15 protein-coding genes, 1 riboswitch and 1 other annotated feature are annotated in these 16465 nt (G+C 37.3%); of the genes, 10 read left to right on the top strand and 5 right to left on the bottom strand.

The genetic code is table 11. The features are described 5' to 3' along the window. The first annotated feature begins 77 nt into the window (after nt 1–77). Nucleotides 78–1703, top strand: coding sequence for a long-chain fatty acid--CoA ligase (locus tag ACIQXF_RS05385; RefSeq protein ID WP_402779945.1), 1626 nt, complete (start codon nt 78–80; stop codon nt 1701–1703). A gap of 42 nt (nt 1704–1745) precedes the next feature. Here ACIQXF_RS05385 and trpB read toward each other — a convergent pair whose 3' ends face one another. Together trpB and ACIQXF_RS05375 are read right to left on the bottom strand one after the other, a co-directional pair. Beyond that, a complete protein-coding gene (trpB, locus tag ACIQXF_RS05380; RefSeq protein ID WP_402779943.1) occupies nt 1746–2909 on the bottom strand; it encodes a tryptophan synthase subunit beta in 1164 nt (387 codons plus the stop codon). Between the two features lie 58 nt (nt 2910–2967). Next, nucleotides 2968–3168, bottom strand: a binding site (T-box leader). Between the two features lie 219 nt (nt 3169–3387). Continuing rightward, nucleotides 3388–3870 carry a QueT transporter family protein gene (locus ACIQXF_RS05375; RefSeq protein WP_402779941.1) on the bottom strand — a complete coding sequence of 161 codons (483 nt, stop codon included), beginning with the start codon at nt 3868–3870 and terminating at the stop codon, nt 3388–3390. A gap of 6 nt (nt 3871–3876) precedes the next feature. Next, nucleotides 3877–3921: riboswitch (PreQ1 riboswitch) on the bottom strand. A 141-nt stretch (nt 3922–4062) separates the two neighbouring features. On the opposite strand from ACIQXF_RS05375, the gene ACIQXF_RS05370 reads away from it, so the two are divergent. From ACIQXF_RS05370 to ACIQXF_RS05335, 8 genes are all read left to right on the top strand, one after another. Further along, the gene (locus tag ACIQXF_RS05370; protein WP_402779939.1) at nt 4063–4755 is read left to right on the top strand and encodes an ABC transporter ATP-binding protein; all 693 of its coding nucleotides are present in this window, start codon (nt 4063–4065) and stop codon (nt 4753–4755) included. Nucleotides 4756–4772: 17 nt separating this feature from the next. Further along, nucleotides 4773–6974, top strand: coding sequence for an ABC transporter permease (locus ACIQXF_RS05365; protein WP_402779937.1), 2202 nt, complete (start codon nt 4773–4775; stop codon nt 6972–6974). Continuing rightward, the gene (locus ACIQXF_RS05360) at nt 6971–7543 is read left to right on the top strand and encodes a TetR/AcrR family transcriptional regulator (protein ID WP_402779935.1); all 573 of its coding nucleotides are present in this window, start codon (nt 6971–6973) and stop codon (nt 7541–7543) included. The genes ACIQXF_RS05365 and ACIQXF_RS05360 overlap by 4 nt, the downstream gene beginning before the upstream one ends. Before the next feature lie 359 nt (nt 7544–7902). Further along, nucleotides 7903–8925: an ABC transporter substrate-binding protein gene (locus ACIQXF_RS05355; RefSeq protein WP_402779933.1), complete on the top strand. Its 1023-nt coding sequence runs from the start codon at nt 7903–7905 to the stop codon at nt 8923–8925. 93 nt (nt 8926–9018) lie between these two features. Continuing rightward, nucleotides 9019–10014, top strand: a complete 996-nt coding sequence (locus ACIQXF_RS05350; protein ID WP_402779931.1) for an ABC transporter permease — start codon at nt 9019–9021, stop codon at nt 10012–10014. After that, a complete protein-coding gene (locus tag ACIQXF_RS05345) occupies nt 10007–10801 on the top strand; it encodes an ABC transporter ATP-binding protein (protein WP_402779929.1) in 795 nt (264 codons plus the stop codon). Before ACIQXF_RS05350 ends, ACIQXF_RS05345 begins: the two co-directional genes overlap by 8 nt. A 172-nt stretch (nt 10802–10973) precedes the next feature. Then, nucleotides 10974–11210, top strand: a complete 237-nt coding sequence (locus ACIQXF_RS05340) for a hypothetical protein (protein WP_402779927.1) — start codon at nt 10974–10976, stop codon at nt 11208–11210. 565 nt (nt 11211–11775) lie between these two features. Then, the gene (locus tag ACIQXF_RS05335; RefSeq protein WP_402779925.1) at nt 11776–11943 is read left to right on the top strand and encodes a hypothetical protein; all 168 of its coding nucleotides are present in this window, start codon (nt 11776–11778) and stop codon (nt 11941–11943) included. A 196-nt stretch (nt 11944–12139) separates the two neighbouring features. Here the strand turns inward: ACIQXF_RS05335 and ilvA are convergent, their stop codons facing one another. Then, the gene (ilvA, locus tag ACIQXF_RS05330) at nt 12140–13402 is read right to left on the bottom strand and encodes a threonine ammonia-lyase IlvA (protein ID WP_402779923.1); all 1263 of its coding nucleotides are present in this window, start codon (nt 13400–13402) and stop codon (nt 12140–12142) included. A 287-nt stretch (nt 13403–13689) separates the two neighbouring features. Here ilvA and ACIQXF_RS05325 point away from each other — a divergent pair, with 287 nt between their 5' ends. Beyond that, entirely contained in the window at nt 13690–14433 is a 744-nt protein-coding gene (locus ACIQXF_RS05325; protein ID WP_402779921.1) for a TerC family protein, read from the top strand. A gap of 239 nt (nt 14434–14672) precedes the next feature. On the opposite strand, the gene bshB2 is transcribed toward ACIQXF_RS05325, so the two are convergent. Then, on the bottom strand, nt 14673–15362 hold the full coding sequence (bshB2, locus tag ACIQXF_RS05320) for a bacillithiol biosynthesis deacetylase BshB2 (RefSeq protein WP_402779919.1): 690 nt from the start codon (nt 15360–15362) through the stop codon (nt 14673–14675). A gap of 14 nt (nt 15363–15376) precedes the next feature. Next, nucleotides 15377–15727, bottom strand: a complete 351-nt coding sequence (locus ACIQXF_RS05315) for a YojF family protein (RefSeq protein ID WP_402779917.1) — start codon at nt 15725–15727, stop codon at nt 15377–15379. Nucleotides 15728–16465 lie beyond the last annotated feature (738 nt).

Below are 16465 nucleotides of genomic sequence, written 5' to 3'. Positions count from 1 at the left end.
AGTAGTATTCAGTTAAACAATGCTATTAATATTTCACAAGGGGGAAAGTTCACAAGACGAAGGGATGGTTGATTTTTATGATGCAAACGCCGTTAGTATTAACAAGCTTCTTTAAACGAGCAGAAAGTTATTTTGCTAGAAAGACTATTATTTCACGTACAAGCCCACAGAAGATTCATCGTTTAACATATGGAGAGTGGGCAAAAAGGACACGCCGTTTAGCAGATGCGCTAACAAAGCTGGGGATGAAAAAGGGGACAAAAATTGGTTCCTTCGCCTGGAATCAGCATCGCCACTTAGAGGCTTATTTTGCGGTGCCGTGCTCAGGTGCTGTTTTGCATATGGTGAATATTCGTCTATCAGAAGAGCATTTAATTTATATTATTAATCATGCTGAAGATGAGATTTTAATGATTGATGTTGATCTCGTACCAATCATTGAAAACATTGCGCCAGAGCTTAAGACAGTGAAACATTATATTATTATGACGGATGAGGATACTCTACCAGAAACGACAATACCAAATGCATTATCATATGAAGAACTTTTAGCAACTGCAGATGAGAACTATCAATTCCCAGAGGATTTAGAGGAAGAAGCGCCTGCTGGTATGTGCTATACAAGTGCTACAACTGGCAATCCAAAGGGTGTTGTTTATTCACATCGGGGCCTAGTACTGCACAGTATGATGCTTAGTATGTCTGATTCAATGGGTATAGCCGAGCGCGATATCGTGATGCCTATTGTACCAATGTTTCATGCAAATGCATGGGGTCTACCATTTGCAAGTGTCAATGTGGGGGCGACTCAGGTACTGCCTGGTCCACAATTTACATCGGATTTAATATTAGATTTAGTGGAACAGGAAAAGGTTACTTTAACAGCTGGAGTGCCGACAATTTGGATTGGGGCTTTACAGGAACAGGAGAAGCGTGAACGAGATATCAGCTCGTTGCGTGCAATTTGTTGCGGTGGTTCTGCTTCACCTACCCGATTGATTCGTACATTTGAAGAGAATTATGGTATTCCGTATATTGTTGTATATGGGATGACGGAAACAACTCCTATTGTAGCATTATCGAATTACATGTCTTGGATGGATGAATGGCCAATTGAAAAACGCATTGAAGCGCGAGCTATGCAAGGGATGACGATGGCTGGTATTGAATCGAGTATTATTAATGACAATGGAGAAGTACCGTGGGATGGAGAGACGATGGGCGAGTTACGTTTAAGAGGTCCATGGATTTCGCACGAATATTATCGCGATGACCGTACAGCAGATGCCTATCGAGATGGCTGGCTATATACAGGAGATATTGCGGTACGAACAGAGGATGGCTTTATCAAAATAACAGATCGTACAAAGGATTTAATAAAATCTGGAGGGGAATGGATTTCTTCTGTTGATTTAGAAAATGCGTTAATGACCCATGATGCGATTTTGGAAGCGGCAGTTATAGCGATTCCACATGCCAAGTGGCAAGAACGTCCACTAGCTTGTGTTGTATTGAAAGAAGGAAAATCAGCAACAGAAGAAGAGCTATTGGCATTTTTAGAAAGCCAATTCGCAAAATGGTGGGTACCAGATGATGTTGTATTTTTAGAGGAAATTCCAAAAACATCCGTTGGGAAATTCCTGAAAGCTAAGCTGCGAGATAATGTGGCAGAAATTTATCCTAAATTAAGTACATTAGTATAGTAGAAAGAGCGATTCCCCTAAGGGAAGTCGCTCTTTGTTTCATTATCTATTTAACATTTGGAAAACTTGTTCTACATCTTTGTCCCCGCGACCAGAGATATTAATAATAATAATCTCTTCAGGAGATAATGCTGGAGCAAGCTTTAGTGCATGTGCTACTGCATGTGAGCTTTCAAGTGCAGGAATAATTCCTTCAACTTTTGACAGCACTTGGAATGCTTCAAGCACTTCTTCATTTGTCACCGTTACATATTCTCCACGACCAATTGTTTTTAAATAGCTGTGCTCAGGACCTGCTCCAGGATAATCTAGTCCAGCTGCAATCGAATAAGTTGGTAATGGATTGCCTTCTGAATCTTGTAGTACTAAACATTTGAAACCGTGTAATTCACCCGGTGTTCCTTCATTTAATGTTGCAGCCTTATCTGGCTCAATACCAATAAGACGAACATTTTCGTCAGCAATATACTCTGCAAACGCACCGATTGCGTTACTACCACCACCTACACAAGCGAGTACTGCTGTTGGAAGTTTTCCTTCCTTTTCTAATATTTGTTCACGACTTTCACGGCTAATAACTGATTGGAAATGCTTGACCATTGATGGGAAAGGATGAGGTCCAACGGCTGAACCTAGTAAATAGAAAGTCGTTTCATAGTTTTCTACTAAATCGGCAAATGCTTCATCAACAGCATCCTTTAGTCGTCCTTGACCTTTATCGACAGCAACTACCTTTGCACCGAGAAGCTCCATACGGAACACATTCAATGCTTGGCGCTTCGTATCCTCTAAGCCCATATAGATTGTACAATCTATCCCAAACATAGCACAAGCAGTTGCCGTTGCTACGCCATGCTGTCCAGCACCTGTTTCGGCAATCACGCGATTAGCACCCATACGCTTTGCCAGTAAAATCTGTCCAAGGACGTTATTGATTTTATGTGAACCTGTATGGTTAAGGTCTTCACGCTTTAAATATATTTTTGCTCCGCCTAATTGTTTTGTTAAATTTTCTGCAAAATAAAGTGGAGATTTGCGACCTACATATTCACGGAAATAATAATCTAGCTCTTTAATAAAGTCTTCATCATCTTTATATTTCTGGAAGTTTTCATCTAAAATATTTAATACATTCTGAAGTTCTTCGGGAACAAAGCTTCCGCCAAATTCACCAAAATATCCTTTTTTCTCTGCTACTGTACCCATCTTCTCTCGACTCCTCTTTCTAATTTTTCCATAAAAAAAGTCACTTCAATCCCTCTGTAAAAAGGACGAGTAACCGTGGTGCCACCTTCATTCGCAAAAACTGCGCGCTTTCGTACTCCGGTAACGGGGAGTAAATTCGACCTCACATTTGATGAGGCTGCTCAAAAGTCCATTCACAAGTATGTACTACTGATTTGCACCAACCATCAGCTCTCTTTAAGTACTGCAGCTTGCTACTATTCTTTTTCATAGCATTTATTATTGAAATGAATTGTAAAGTATTTTCAGAATAGTGTCAAGATATGCTGGCTCCTAAAATCAATTTCGCCTTGGCCTAATTGCGTCCAGATTTTGAATTGTGCTTCTTAGACTGAGTTCCACTATTTCAATAGGTGTTTGGACACCCACTGAAAAGGTTCAAAACCGCATCCATTTGCTGAATGAAGGTAAAAAAGACGAATCTGAAAAGACTCGTCTGTTAGATTAAATTTTTAAAGTTTAAACGTTTATTCAGTATATACATAATTGGCGCACCGACTGCTAAGACAACAAATTCACCTGCAGCAACAGTTAACCATGTCCAGAAGAATGGTAATTCTAAGGCTAAGTTCAATTCAAAGGCAATGATGAACATTGTGCATGTAAATAAAAAGGTATTGATGACTAAACGTGCCCAAATATTTTTGACAAATTTACAGATTAAAATGAATAATCCCAGAGTAATCATGGAATGTCCTACACCGAATACTAAATCATAGATGCCTAGTGGTGAAAAAAGATTAGAGATAAATACACCCAGAATAACCCCAACTGCAAAACGTGGATTAAAGGCTACTAAATGATTAAAAATTTCCGATACACGGAACTGCACCTCTGTAAAGCCAAACGGTGCGACTAGCATTGTAACAGCAATGTAAAGCGCTGCAATAATGCCACTAGCTGCTAAAAATTTTATTTTCATATTTTTTTCTCCTTAGTTTTTTTGCGTGGGATGGTTACGAACCACGGTGCTTTTCGCACAATTAAATATTTTAGTATAGAAGGTTAAATGAAGTCAAATGTAAGAATTAGTCATTTGTTATTGACGAATTAATTAATCAATAATAACATATTGTTAATTGATTAATTAATTAATAACAATAGGAGGTCTTGTATGTTAAGCGTAGAAAATGTAGTGAAAAGTTATCGAAATGGAAGTGAATTGCTTTATGCATTAAATTCAGTTTCATTGTCAATTGAAGATGGGGAGTTCGTAGTAATTCTGGGCCCTTCTGGATCCGGTAAATCTACACTTCTTAATGTAATTTCTGGGTTAGAGCCATCTGATTCTGGGAGCATTACGTACGATGATTACGAGATTATTGGGTTGAATCAGAAAGAATTAACATTATTTAGACGTGATAAAACAGCTTTTATTTTTCAAGCCTATTATTTACTGCCATTTTTAAATGTAGAATCTAACATAAAAATGGGTGCGGACTTAAAAGGGAATCCAAATATTACAGAAATAATTGATGGTGTAGGACTTAGTGGATTAGAAAAACGTCTTCCTTATGAACTTTCGGGAGGTCAACAACAACGAGTTTCTATTGCACGAGCATTAGCAAAGCAACCTGATTATTTGTTTTGTGATGAACCAACTGGAGCATTGGACGAAGAAACGAGTAAACAAATCTTAACTTACTTGAAGCAGCTTCAAAAACAACTGAAATTTACAATTATTATGGTAACGCACAATGTTAGTATTGCTCAAATTGCAACAAAAATAATTAAAATGACTAGCGGAAGAATAGTTGAAGTTATTAACAATGCTCATCCACGCAATGTGAACGAGATTACATGGTGAGGAGAGTTGGCACACTGATGAAATTAAAAAAACAATATCCGTTAGTATTAGTTGTTGTCTGTGCAATGTTTATTTGCGCGTTACTGGTTTTCTACCTTCAAAACGTAAGCTCTATAAAGAAGGCTCTAGAACAGCAAAATCAGCAGGACTTTACGCTAGTTATGCAGAGAGAGGAAATATCGGACCTTTCAAATAAGTATTCTTTTACGTTTGATCCTCTAACATATAAAGTGATTTATGCTGGGGAAAATGTATATCGTTTAATGCGAACTACGCGCAGCATAGATATACCAATGTACTCAGAGGGTGTTACACCTGAAAAAATGAATGAAATTGCGATAGATAAAAATTTTTCCCGTGAGAATAATCTGACTCTAGGTGATTTAGTTGCTATTGGCAATAGATCATATTCAATTAGCGGGATTTTTACCTTACCAGATGCAGTCACACCAGTAGTAGCTGATAATGGTATAACTTATAAACCAAATACTCAGGCATTAATACTATGTAGTGAAGAAATGTACTCAATGTGGGATGAACAAGAGAGGATAAGTTATTCAGGTCGATTTACTGAGCATTTGTCAGAAGAACAGAAGCAAACTTTTTTAGAAAAAATGCTTATGGATCCAAATGTAAAGTCAGTTGTGAGTAAAGAAGATAATCCCCAAGTACTTTCTGCATTAAACGCGAAAGAAAAAATGTTTAAAATCTGTCTTATAAGCGCTTTATGTTTCTTGGGCTTAACTGCAATAATATTGCTTATTATGACCATTATGCAAAGTATAAATGAGACAAAATCTGATATAGGTGTTTTCAAAGCACTTGGTTATACTACAGTACAAATTGCCAAAAGATATTTCATAATAGGCGCTTTTGTATTTATAGGTGGAGTAATAGGATATTTAATGTCCTATGTAATCAGCCCACTCTTTATTAATCGAATCAATGCTATATTTCTTGTACCGAATGTTTCACAGCATTTTGATACTGCACAATTTATACTGTTTACAACAATCCCAGCACTATTGTTCTCTATATTGGCTTTTGGAATTGCAGTATTTGCCTTACGTAAACCACCATTAGAAATGATTCATAATGCAGAGTCAGTAAAACTGAATGGTTTTGTGAAACGAAGTCAAAAAAATAGAAAAACTAAACCATTTATCAGAATAGTATTTACATCAATTATTGTTAATAACATTCTTTTAGTCTTTTTAACTTTGCTCACAGGCTTCATGGCTAGCGCTAATTTACAGATTGCTTTTTCTTTACAAGGAATGTCTGATAAGGTATCTTCATTAACACTTAAAGGATCCGAATATAAAAGTAACGTTCGATTTATTAAAGCGAAAGAAATGGAATTTTTAGACTCTGAAACACCTTATTTTTCAGAAGATTGTAAAATAGAGTTTCCAAACGGTAGAGTATTAAATAATGGGCAATTTATGGCGTTATCTAATAGTATGTCTCTTTTTAAACTTTATAGCATCCAGAAGCAGGAGAACATTGACATTTCAAGGCAAGAAGGCATCGTTGTGAATGATTGGATGCGCAAGAAATATGATTTGTCGGTTGGCGACACTGTGAAAATTTATTTAAATAATGTTGCTTATCAGTTACCTATAACAGCTATTGAACAATCAGTGTATGGAGAAGTAGTTTACAGTAATATTGATTTTGCAATCAAGGCTGGCCTTTTAGAAAAAGAAGAATATAATGGTGTATTTACTAATGATAATGTAGAGTTTGACAACCAAGAGCATATGTTTGTTTCAAAACTTGAAGATATATTATATTCAAGTTCCCAGCAAAAGAGGACGTATGTGGCACTTTCATTTTTATTTATCGCAATCGGTTTAGCTTTAAGTGTTCTAACGATTAGTATTGTAATGAAAATCATTATTTCCTCTAATCGTAAGTACTTGGCGATGATGAAAGCGGTTGGATATACAAACACAGAATGCAATCGCATCGTATTGTCAGGTTTTCGTATAATTGCATACATCGGATTTATGATTGGCACAATCTATGCGATTGTTTTGTCAAAACTTTTGTTTGACTCATTAGCTAAATCATCTACAATGGCAATACCGATGACACCAGATATTAAAGTGATAGCACTTTCTCTTGTAATCTTTGCTGTTTCATATGAGGTTATTATGTTACTCTATAAAAAAAGCATGAATGCAGTATCATTGCAGGAGGTTATGATGAAATGAATAAACGCCGCGAACAGAAGGAAGTTAGACGAGAACAAATTCTAAACGCGGGCTTGGATTTGTTTATTAGAAATGGTTATCAAGGGACAACAACAAAAGAGATTGGGGACTCCATTGGAATTAGCCAAGGATTACTGTTTCATTATTTCGGCTCTAAAGAAGAGGTATACCTTGAACTTTTAAACAGGGCTAAAATGGCTAATATTCATATTTCTGATGAGGAATTAGAACAACCTTTAGTGTATTTGAATGATATGGTTACGATGATACTGGACTCTTTTAAAACATATCCATTATCGGCAAAATTATTTATGCTAGTTGCACAAACACAAATTGCAAGTAACTTACCGGATACAATTCAACAAATGGCAAAGGATATCGCTGCATCAAAGGAATTTGAAGGTTTAGTAAAAGTAGGTCAATCTAAAGGGGTAATTCGAGAAGGCGACCCTAAGGCACTGGCAGGATGTTTTCACTCTGCAATTCAAGGTGTTGCTCAAACTTATGTTTGTTTCCCGGATATCCCTTTACCTCAAAGTAGTTGGTTAGTAGATATCTTGAAAAAGTAAAATGATAAATGACAGCCTGACATTTTCTACCGAAGATTGTCAGGCTTTTTTATATGGAAATCAAATGTCAGAAAAATAAAAGACTTTTATTCTACTTGTGCCCATAAAATAACTTCGCAAAATTGTCATAAAATATTTTGTTATGTTAGAAAAAGAAATCGATTTGTAAGAATAGCGTAGTTTAGCGGTTTAAAGCGACAAATTGAATGAAAAACTAAAATATTTCGTCAAATTTAAAAGTCAGAACATTCATAATGTTGTTGACGAACCTCGGTAATAACGATAATATAGCGATACGTTCACACTTCGTTTGGATGAAGTGTGATAGATATTAGAGATAATAATCGGGGGGATTATTTGTGAAGAGCAATTTGAAAAAGCTTTCGTTCCTATTATTTGGATTAGTATTAATGCTTGCTGCTTGTGGTAGCGGTGGCTCTAGTTCATCTGATTCAAAGGGAGACGAAAAGAAGAATGCAAGTGAGAGCGGCAACGTAGATGAGAAGACTTATAAAATCGGGATTACTCAAATTGTCGAGCACCCATCTTTAAACGCAGCCACTGAGGGCTTTAAAAAAGCAATCGAAGACTCAGGCTTAAAAGTTGAGTACGATCCACAAATAGCTCAAAGTGATAACAGTCTTAACACAACGATTGCCAACAATCTAGTAAGTGCAAATGTAGATTTAATCTTTGCTAATTCTACACAGTCTGCACAAGCAGCAGCAACAGCGACTAGTGATATTCCAATTATCTTTACCTCAGTAACAGATGCAGTTGGTGCACAGTTAATCGAATCGATGGAGAAGCCGGGGAAAAATATTACAGGTACGACTGATTTACATCCTGAAACGATTGCCAAAACAGTAGCGTTCTTAAAAGAACTTGGCGCTAAAAATGTAGGTATGGTCTACAACGCTGGTGAACAAAACTCAGTAGCGCAAGTAACAGAAGTGAAAAAATTGATGGCTGAGCAAGGTCTTGCGGTTAAAGAGGCTTCTGCAGCAACTTCTGCGGATGTAAAACAAGCGACTGAATCATTAATCGGTAAAGTGGATGCATTCTATATTATTACTGATAATACAGTAGTTAATGCTTTAGAATCTGTGATTGATGTAGCAAATGTCAATAAATTACCTCTAGTTGTAGGAGAGCTTGACTCTGTAGCACGAGGTGGTTTAGCTGCATTTGGTTTTGAATATTTCGACATTGGTTATGAAGCTGGTCAAATGGCTGTGAAAATTCTAAAAGGTGAAGCAACACCTGCTGACACGCCAGCGCAATATCCACAGAACTTAAAACTATTAATCAACAAAAAAGTAGCGGATGATTTAGGAATCGAAATTAAGGATTCTTGGGGAGCAGAGCTTTTAGAAAAGTAATGTCCAAAGTGGCATTATATTGGGGTGAAGCGGGGGAGGATTGTCCCCGCTTTCTCTTCATTTTATACGATAATTTTAGGAGATGATTCAACGATGTTTACAGCAATATTTGGCTCAGTGGAGCAAGGAATCATCTATGCAATTATGGCACTTGGTGTGTACTTAACATTCCGTGTGTTAGATTTTCCAGATTTAACGGTTGATGGAAGCTTTGTTACAGGGGCGGCCACAGCAGCAACGATGATTCTGCTTGGTTACCACCCAATCTTAGCTACTTTAGTGGCAATTGTTGCTGGATTTATTGCAGGATGTATGACAGGAATTCTTCACACAAAAGGGAAAATTAACCCGCTATTATCGGGAATTTTAATGATGATTGCTTTATATTCTATTAACCTACGTATTATGGGGTTAACTGCAGAAAATACGATAGGTCGTCCGAATATTCCATTATTGAACTCTGAAACTTTATTTTCAAAGTTTCAATCATTTTGGAGTAACTTAGGTATCGATGATGCATTAAATAACCTATTAAAAGGCATTGGCGTTCAGCAAGTACCATCTACATGGGGCACGCTGATTGTAGTATTAATCATCACGATTTTAATTAAGTTAATTGCAGACTGGTTCTTAAAAACAGAGGTCGGACTGGCTATTCGAGCAACAGGCGATAATAAGCGTATGATTCGTAGCTTTTCAGCAAATACAGATACACTTATTATCTTAGGGCTAGGGCTTTCTAATGCACTTGTCGCATTTTCTGGAGCTTTAATCGCGCAATACTCGAAATTCGCAGATGTAAGTATGGGGATTGGTATGATTGTTATCGGTCTTGCATCTGTCATTATCGGTGAAGCAATCTTTGGTACCAAAACAATTATGCGTACGACCTTTGCTGTCATTGCAGGGGCTATTATTTATCGCATTATTTTAGCATTAGCATTACGTGTTGATTTCCTTGATTCAGGAGATATGAAATTAATAACGGCTATCATTGTTATTATGGCGTTGATCTTACCTCAAATTATTAATAAGAGTAAGGAGCGTAAACGTAAGGCGAATCGCAAAGGAGGGAAAGGCCTTGCTTAAATTAAAAGGTATTAATAAAGTTTTTAATGAAGGCACACCTGATGAAAAAATTGCACTTGCCGAAATCGATTTGCATTTAATGCCAGGTGATTTCGTCACGATTATTGGCAGTAATGGTGCCGGTAAATCGACAATGATGAATATGATTTCAGGTGCACTAACGCCTGACTTTGGTTCGGTTTTAATTGGTGAAGATGAAGTTACAACCTTGCCAGAATACAAGCGCTCTCACTACATCGGTCGCGTGTTCCAGGATCCAATGGCTGGGACAGCACCAACAATGACGATTGAAGAGAACTTAGCGTTGGCTTACTCACGAAATAAGAGTAGAGGCGTGCGTATCGGTGTTGATAAAAAGCGTCGGGAGTTTTTCAAGGAATCATTAGAGATGTTGGGCTTGAACCTAGAAAACCGTCTCTCAGCAAAGGTCGGCTTACTTTCAGGAGGGGAGCGCCAGGCTTTGTCTCTATTAATGGCAACGTTCACGAAGCCATCGATATTATTGCTGGATGAGCATACGGCGGCGCTTGACCCATCACGTGCAGAGTTAATCACTCGTATTACGAAGTATTTAGTCGAGAAAGACAACTTAACAACATTGATGGTAACGCACAACATGCAGCAGGCATTAGACTTAGGGAATCGCCTTATTATGATGGATAAAGGTCAAATCATTTTAGAGGTTGGCGAGGATCGCAAGCACGAATTGACGATTCCTGATTTAATGGCAGAGTTTGAACGTATCCGCGGTGAAAAAATGAACTCCGACCGTGCACTACTAGGTTAATGATGTTAGAACGCTCATACATAGGTATGGGCGTTTTTTGCTTTATGTCGATATATTTTTAAAGTTGGGTGATAAATCTTTGAAGTTGGTCGATAAACAGGTGAAAAGTTTCGATAAATCTCTAAATTGTTTCGATAAAGTGCATTATAATCTAGAGAAAGGAGGTGAAACTGTGTTACTGAAAAAGAGGGAAGTTTCATCAAAGCAACGTATGTTAGAAATGATTGAGAGAAGATTACCGAAATCTCACGCTAAGTATGATTATTTTCAAGAAATGTTAAGGAGAACTAAAGCTGGGTATGCAGGTGAAAAAAGGGTAGATCAGGAATGGCAAGAAATTCATTTGCAGCAAGCATATTATTTATTGCATGATGTGGAGTTTAAAGCTGAGGGTGGATCAATCTATTAAATTGATACATTGTTAATGTCACAAAATTTTACCTTAATAGTGGAAATCAAAAATATCGCTGGACGCGTCGATTTTATGGCCGATAACCACCAGTTCATTAGGGTTACTTCTGATGGGAGAGTAGATGGCTTCAGAAACCATTCGATCAGGTAAAGCGACATGCTAGATTTTTGCATAGGCTGTTTCAGATGTGTGGGCATCATATACCTATTGAATATCTGGTCGTTTCTGCAAATCCAAATATGGTTATGTCGCCTCGTTTCTCGTCTCAGCCAATTCTGCATGTAAGTGGCCTGGCTGAAAGGATAGAGCAACTATTTAAGAAACATCAACAGGTGCATATAAGCGAACATGATTTTAGTGAATTCTTAGAGCATATGCTAGGGATGCACAATCCAACCCAATGGACTCCAAATATTAAGTTGAATGAACTAAAGAAGGGGCCTTATGCTCACGATGTAATTTTGAGCATACCTTGTGTTATACCCATGGAAAATGGCGTTGTAGTCATTGCCTATTAATTGATAATCAATCGATGCTTGTTGCATTGCACGATTTCCGATTAATGATGGGCACCAATATTTCAAATGCTCAATTTCGCGAATTTTTTGATATTGCTTCAGAGAAAGCGGCTTATTATTTATTGAAAAAGTTAAAATTTGAAGCACTAGGTGAAAATAAAAATAGAAAATATATAATTCCTGCCAAATTATTATTAAATGTAAGTGACTAAAACTATCGGAGCGGTCAGATAGTGTCGCTTGTAGGGTAGATGTCTATATTTTTTAAAAAGTGAGCGATAAATCGTTGAAGTTGGTCTATAAACAGGTGAAAAGTTTCGATAAATCTCAAAATTGTTTCGATAAACTTCTAAATCCACACAAAAAAAGCCACACTTACATAGATAGCAAGTGTGACCCTCCCTCTTATTATACTAATAAGCCAAACAATTGAATGTCGTTATTTACTTCTTTATATTTGAAGCCAAATTCATTCATACGTGCTAGTAATCCTTCGTATTCATCACGATTACCAAGTTCGATGCCGACTAAGGCAGGACCACTTTCTTTGTTGTTTTTCTTTGTATACTCGAAAGTCGTAATATCATCATCTGGTCCTAGAACACTTGTGAGGAATTGACGAAGTGCGCCTGCACGTTGTGGGAAGCTTACGATAAAGTAGTATAGTAAGCCTTCATGAATTAACGATTTTTCTTTAATCTCCTGCATACGTCCAATGTCGTTATTCCCACCACTAATAATAACAACGACTGATTTGCCTTTAATTTCTTCTTTATAATAGTCGAGTGCTGCAACTGATAATGCTCCGGCAGGCTCCGCAATAATAGCATGTTTATTGTAAAGATCTAATATCGTTGTACATACTTTTCCTTCCGGCACTAAGACAATGTCGTCTAAATAGCGACTACAAACATCATACGTGTGATGACCGACGCATTTTACTGCAGCACCATCTACGAACTTATCAATCCAATCAAGTGCCACTGCGCCACCCTCTGCAAATGCAGCTTTCATACTGCCCGCACCAGCCGGCTCTACACCGATAATTTTACTATTAGGAGAAAGATTTTTCACGTAGGCAGAAACACCTGACATTAAGCCACCGCCACCGATACTACCAAATACATAGTCGATAGGTTCTTCCATGTCATTCATAATTTCAACAGCAACTGTTCCTTGACCAGCAATGACATCGAAATCATCGAATGGATGAATAAAGATTTTATCGTGTTCTTCACAGTAGGCTAATGCACTTTCGGCAGAATCATCAAAGGTATCGCCTGCTAAAATAATTTCCACATAATCCCTACCAAACATACGCACTTGATCAATTTTCTGCTTTGGAGTTGTTTGAGGCATAAAAATGCTTGCTTGAATTTTCAATTGTGCACAGGCGTAAGCAACACCTTGGGCATGATTACCGGCACTTGCGCAAACAACGCCAGCCTTGCGAGCATCTTCCTCAATTTTTTTAATTTTATAGTAAGCCCCGCGAAGTTTAAATGAGCGTACATGCTGTAAATCTTCGCGTTTGAAATAAATATTAGCTCCGTATTTCTCTGATAAATAGTCGTTTTTTTGTAGAGGTGTGTGTACCACTACGTCTTTTAAGAAATGATGTGCAATTAAGATGTTTTCTACTTGCACAGTTCTAGTATCGGTAACTTCCATAGTATTCATCCTCCGTTTTACGTATAAAACATTTATCTATGATAGCATATTTCGTTAGACTTTTGTTATAAATTTTTAGTAAATTCTAAATTTTCGGTGTCTATTTAAATTTATAATTACATCAAGGAGAATATTTAAATTTCTTCGAGAATTTTTTGGGGAAAATAAAGTGGAACTTAATCTTTACGGGTAGTCAATTGTGGGATAAAGGATGTGCTCATTTCCTTCATAACAAAAATGGTCAAGCATATACTAGACTAGCTCAGGACAAGTAGGAGGGTATGTAATTGGAAATCATCCAAGGAATTCTATCTACATACATTCAATTTTTCGATTGGGAAATGTGGAAAGAAATTTTATCTGACCCCGTATCTTGGGGATTAATTTCAACACTCATCATTATTGAAGGCTTGCTCTCAGCAGATAATGCGCTTGTATTGGCAGTACTAGTCAAGCATTTACCAGGTAAGCAACGAAAACGAGCATTAATGTACGGAATGTTAGGTGCTTATTTTTTCCGATTCTTGTTTATTGGAATAGGCGTTTATTTGGTAGAGTTTTGGTTTATTAAATTGCTAGGAGCCTTATATTTGGGTTGGCTATGTGTAGCTCATTTCTTACAAATAGGGGAAGAGGACAGTGTAAAGGAGGTCAAAAAATCAGGGTTGATGGTTCGCCTTTTTGGAACGTTTTGGGCGACGGTCATATCAGTAGAGTTGATGGATATTGCATTTTCGATTGACGCAATTTTTGCTGCATTCGCAATATCCAATCAAATTTGGATATTACTGATCGGCGGGATGTTAGGCATTTTAATGATGAGAACCATTGCTGGCTTATTTTTAATCATTATTGAAAAAATACCTGAACTAGAGGCGACAGCGTTTATTATTATTGGAATTATTGCGCTAAAAATGCTAGCTAGCGTAGTTGATATTCATGTTCCACATTATATGTTTTTTGTTGTTTTAATTATTGTATTTGGGATAACTTTCATTGTTCATATTTTAAAAAAATTAAGAGTCGCTTAACAAAAAGCGGTTCTGACCTCTTTCCCAAACGAGGTCAGAACCGTTTTATCGTCATTCAGTGGGTGTCCAAACACCACTGAAATAGTGGAACTCGATCTAAGAACGCCACGTCCTGTGGTAATTTATCTGTGCGAAAGCGAAGCGACAGCAACAACAACAACAACAACACACGACTGAGTGACCAACATCACGTTGGCCCAAAGCCTTCGGACGCAATTACGCAAAGGCGAAATTGATTTTTATTTTACATACTGGTCAGGATTTACAATATAGAACTTTTCAACATTCAACCAGCTGTCGCTCATAGGCTCACCGTCGTCGATGCGTTTTTCAGTTTCTTGCATCATCCAGGCTGTTTGAGATGCATGTGCTTGTAATGCTTTTACTTTATCCATTTTCATTTCACGAATATCGATGACAACATGGGGTTCCCCATTTTTTTCGATGGTATCGTTTGCAAAGGCACATCCAAATACTTGTGGGCGTGCAGCTTTTGGCATACGGCGAACTGCTTCTACTACAGCACGAGCTGTAGCTTCATGGTCGGGATGCACGGCAAAGCCAGGTAAGAATGTGATGATAAGAGAAGGCATTAGCTCCTCTATTAAATCTTCAACAAGCTTTACCATTTTTTCGTCGTCTTCAAATTCAATCGTTTTATCTCGGAAACCAAGCATACGTAAATCTTGTATACCCATAGCCTCTGCTGCATCGACAAGTTCCTTACGTCGAACTTCTGGTAAGGATTCACGTGTAGCAAAAGGTGGATTTCCTAAATTACGCCCCATTTCGCCTAACGTTAAGCAGGCATATGTAACAGGTGTATTCAATTTCTTTGTATAGTAGGCAATTGTTCCAGCAACTGAAAAAGCCTCATCATCTGGGTGAGGGTAAACAATTAAAATATGACGTTGTGGTTGTAAATCCAAAAAAGTCGTCCCCCTTAATAAGTAAATGGCGTTTCGCTAATTTCTAATGCAATCGCCAATTTACCCGAGTAGTCTAGTCCAGCCATTAATAAACGGCCTAAATCATCTAATTCATAATGTGTAATGCCTTGAGCATAAACCCAGCCATGCGCCATTTTTAAACCGACACGATGGGGTGAATCGTCTACAACTTTTGCAAGCTCGTAATTGATTTTAGCATTACGAATAAAAGCACCTGCATTAAAAAATTTTTCATCAAAGTGTGCTGCATAAGAACCGTTCGTCGTCTCAAGATGAATATAAACGTCTTTGTTGGCGAAAGAATTCAATAATTCCTGTAACGTCTTTACTTGTACTTCTTGCATCTTAACACTCCTCTCGATTATTTCTCCTTTAAGTATAGTAAAAAAAATTCACAAAGGGAAATTGAATGCCCAAGTAATGTTGATAACCACGTACAAAACAAGCTAAAAAATTATACTCTATGTAATACAAAGGCTTGTTCATTATAAGGCATCATGTTAATAACCATACAGACTTTTTTCTTGTGGATACTTTACCTATAGTAAATATCAGGCATATTAAACCTATGAAGACTTTTTAAGCAATATTCTTGAAAAAATTATTGTAATGTATCAATATAGGAGTGTGAAAACAATTTTGTACAAAATGTGTCGTTTTGTATTGTAACGGTTTCACAAATCTAAAGATACTGTAACCATGTCTTCTTCCTAAAATGCCGAATAGACAGCACATAAATGTAAAAGGGAATTTAACTTCTTTCAGCAGAAGCCTTCACCTCTATAGGGTGAGATGAATGCGGGGTTAGACTACTTTTCAGCGGGTGTCTAAACACCTGTTGAAAGAAGTTAAAGCCTCCGGCGGATGTCACGAAATCGGCTTTGTGCAAGAGCACAAAGCCGATTTCGGACGCGATTATGCCGGGCATAATTGATTAACATAACGAATTCTATCTTGGTACAATAGAGTGACGTTCCTTCTGCATCGACAAATTATGTGTAGCTGTGAAAGGAAAGAAGACTGAAAGTTCATTATCATAGTATAGTAAAAAAGCCGCGATTCTCTCTTATGACGGAGAAGCG

The organism is Lysinibacillus sp. NPDC097231 (genome assembly GCF_044761885.1).
Taxonomy (GTDB): domain Bacteria; phylum Bacillota; class Bacilli; order Bacillales_A; family Planococcaceae; genus Lysinibacillus.
This window is presented reverse-complemented; position numbering and strand designations above follow the sequence as displayed.

Excerpts from the sequence above, each read along its gene's own strand:
- ACIQXF_RS05365 (WP_402779937.1), top strand. The coding sequence starts at position 4,773 with ATGAAATTAAAAAAACAATATCCGTTAGTATTAGTTGTTGTCTGTGCA.
- ilvA (WP_402779923.1), bottom strand. The coding sequence starts at position 13,402 with ATGGAAGTTACCGATACTAGAACTGTGCAAGTAGAAAACATCTTAATT.
- ACIQXF_RS05315 (WP_402779917.1), bottom strand. The coding sequence starts at position 15,727 with ATGCAAGAAGTACAAGTAAAGACGTTACAGGAATTATTGAATTCTTTC.
- trpB (WP_402779943.1), bottom strand. The coding sequence starts at position 2,909 with ATGGGTACAGTAGCAGAGAAAAAAGGATATTTTGGTGAATTTGGCGGA.
- ACIQXF_RS05335 (WP_402779925.1), top strand. The coding sequence starts at position 11,776 with ATGATGGGCACCAATATTTCAAATGCTCAATTTCGCGAATTTTTTGAT.
- ACIQXF_RS05360 (WP_402779935.1), top strand. The coding sequence starts at position 6,971 with ATGAATAAACGCCGCGAACAGAAGGAAGTTAGACGAGAACAAATTCTA.
- ACIQXF_RS05350 (WP_402779931.1), top strand. The coding sequence starts at position 9,019 with ATGTTTACAGCAATATTTGGCTCAGTGGAGCAAGGAATCATCTATGCA.
- ACIQXF_RS05385 (WP_402779945.1), top strand. The coding sequence starts at position 78 with ATGATGCAAACGCCGTTAGTATTAACAAGCTTCTTTAAACGAGCAGAA.
- ACIQXF_RS05370 (WP_402779939.1), top strand. The coding sequence starts at position 4,063 with ATGTTAAGCGTAGAAAATGTAGTGAAAAGTTATCGAAATGGAAGTGAA.
- ACIQXF_RS05375 (WP_402779941.1), bottom strand. The coding sequence starts at position 3,870 with ATGAAAATAAAATTTTTAGCAGCTAGTGGCATTATTGCAGCGCTTTAC.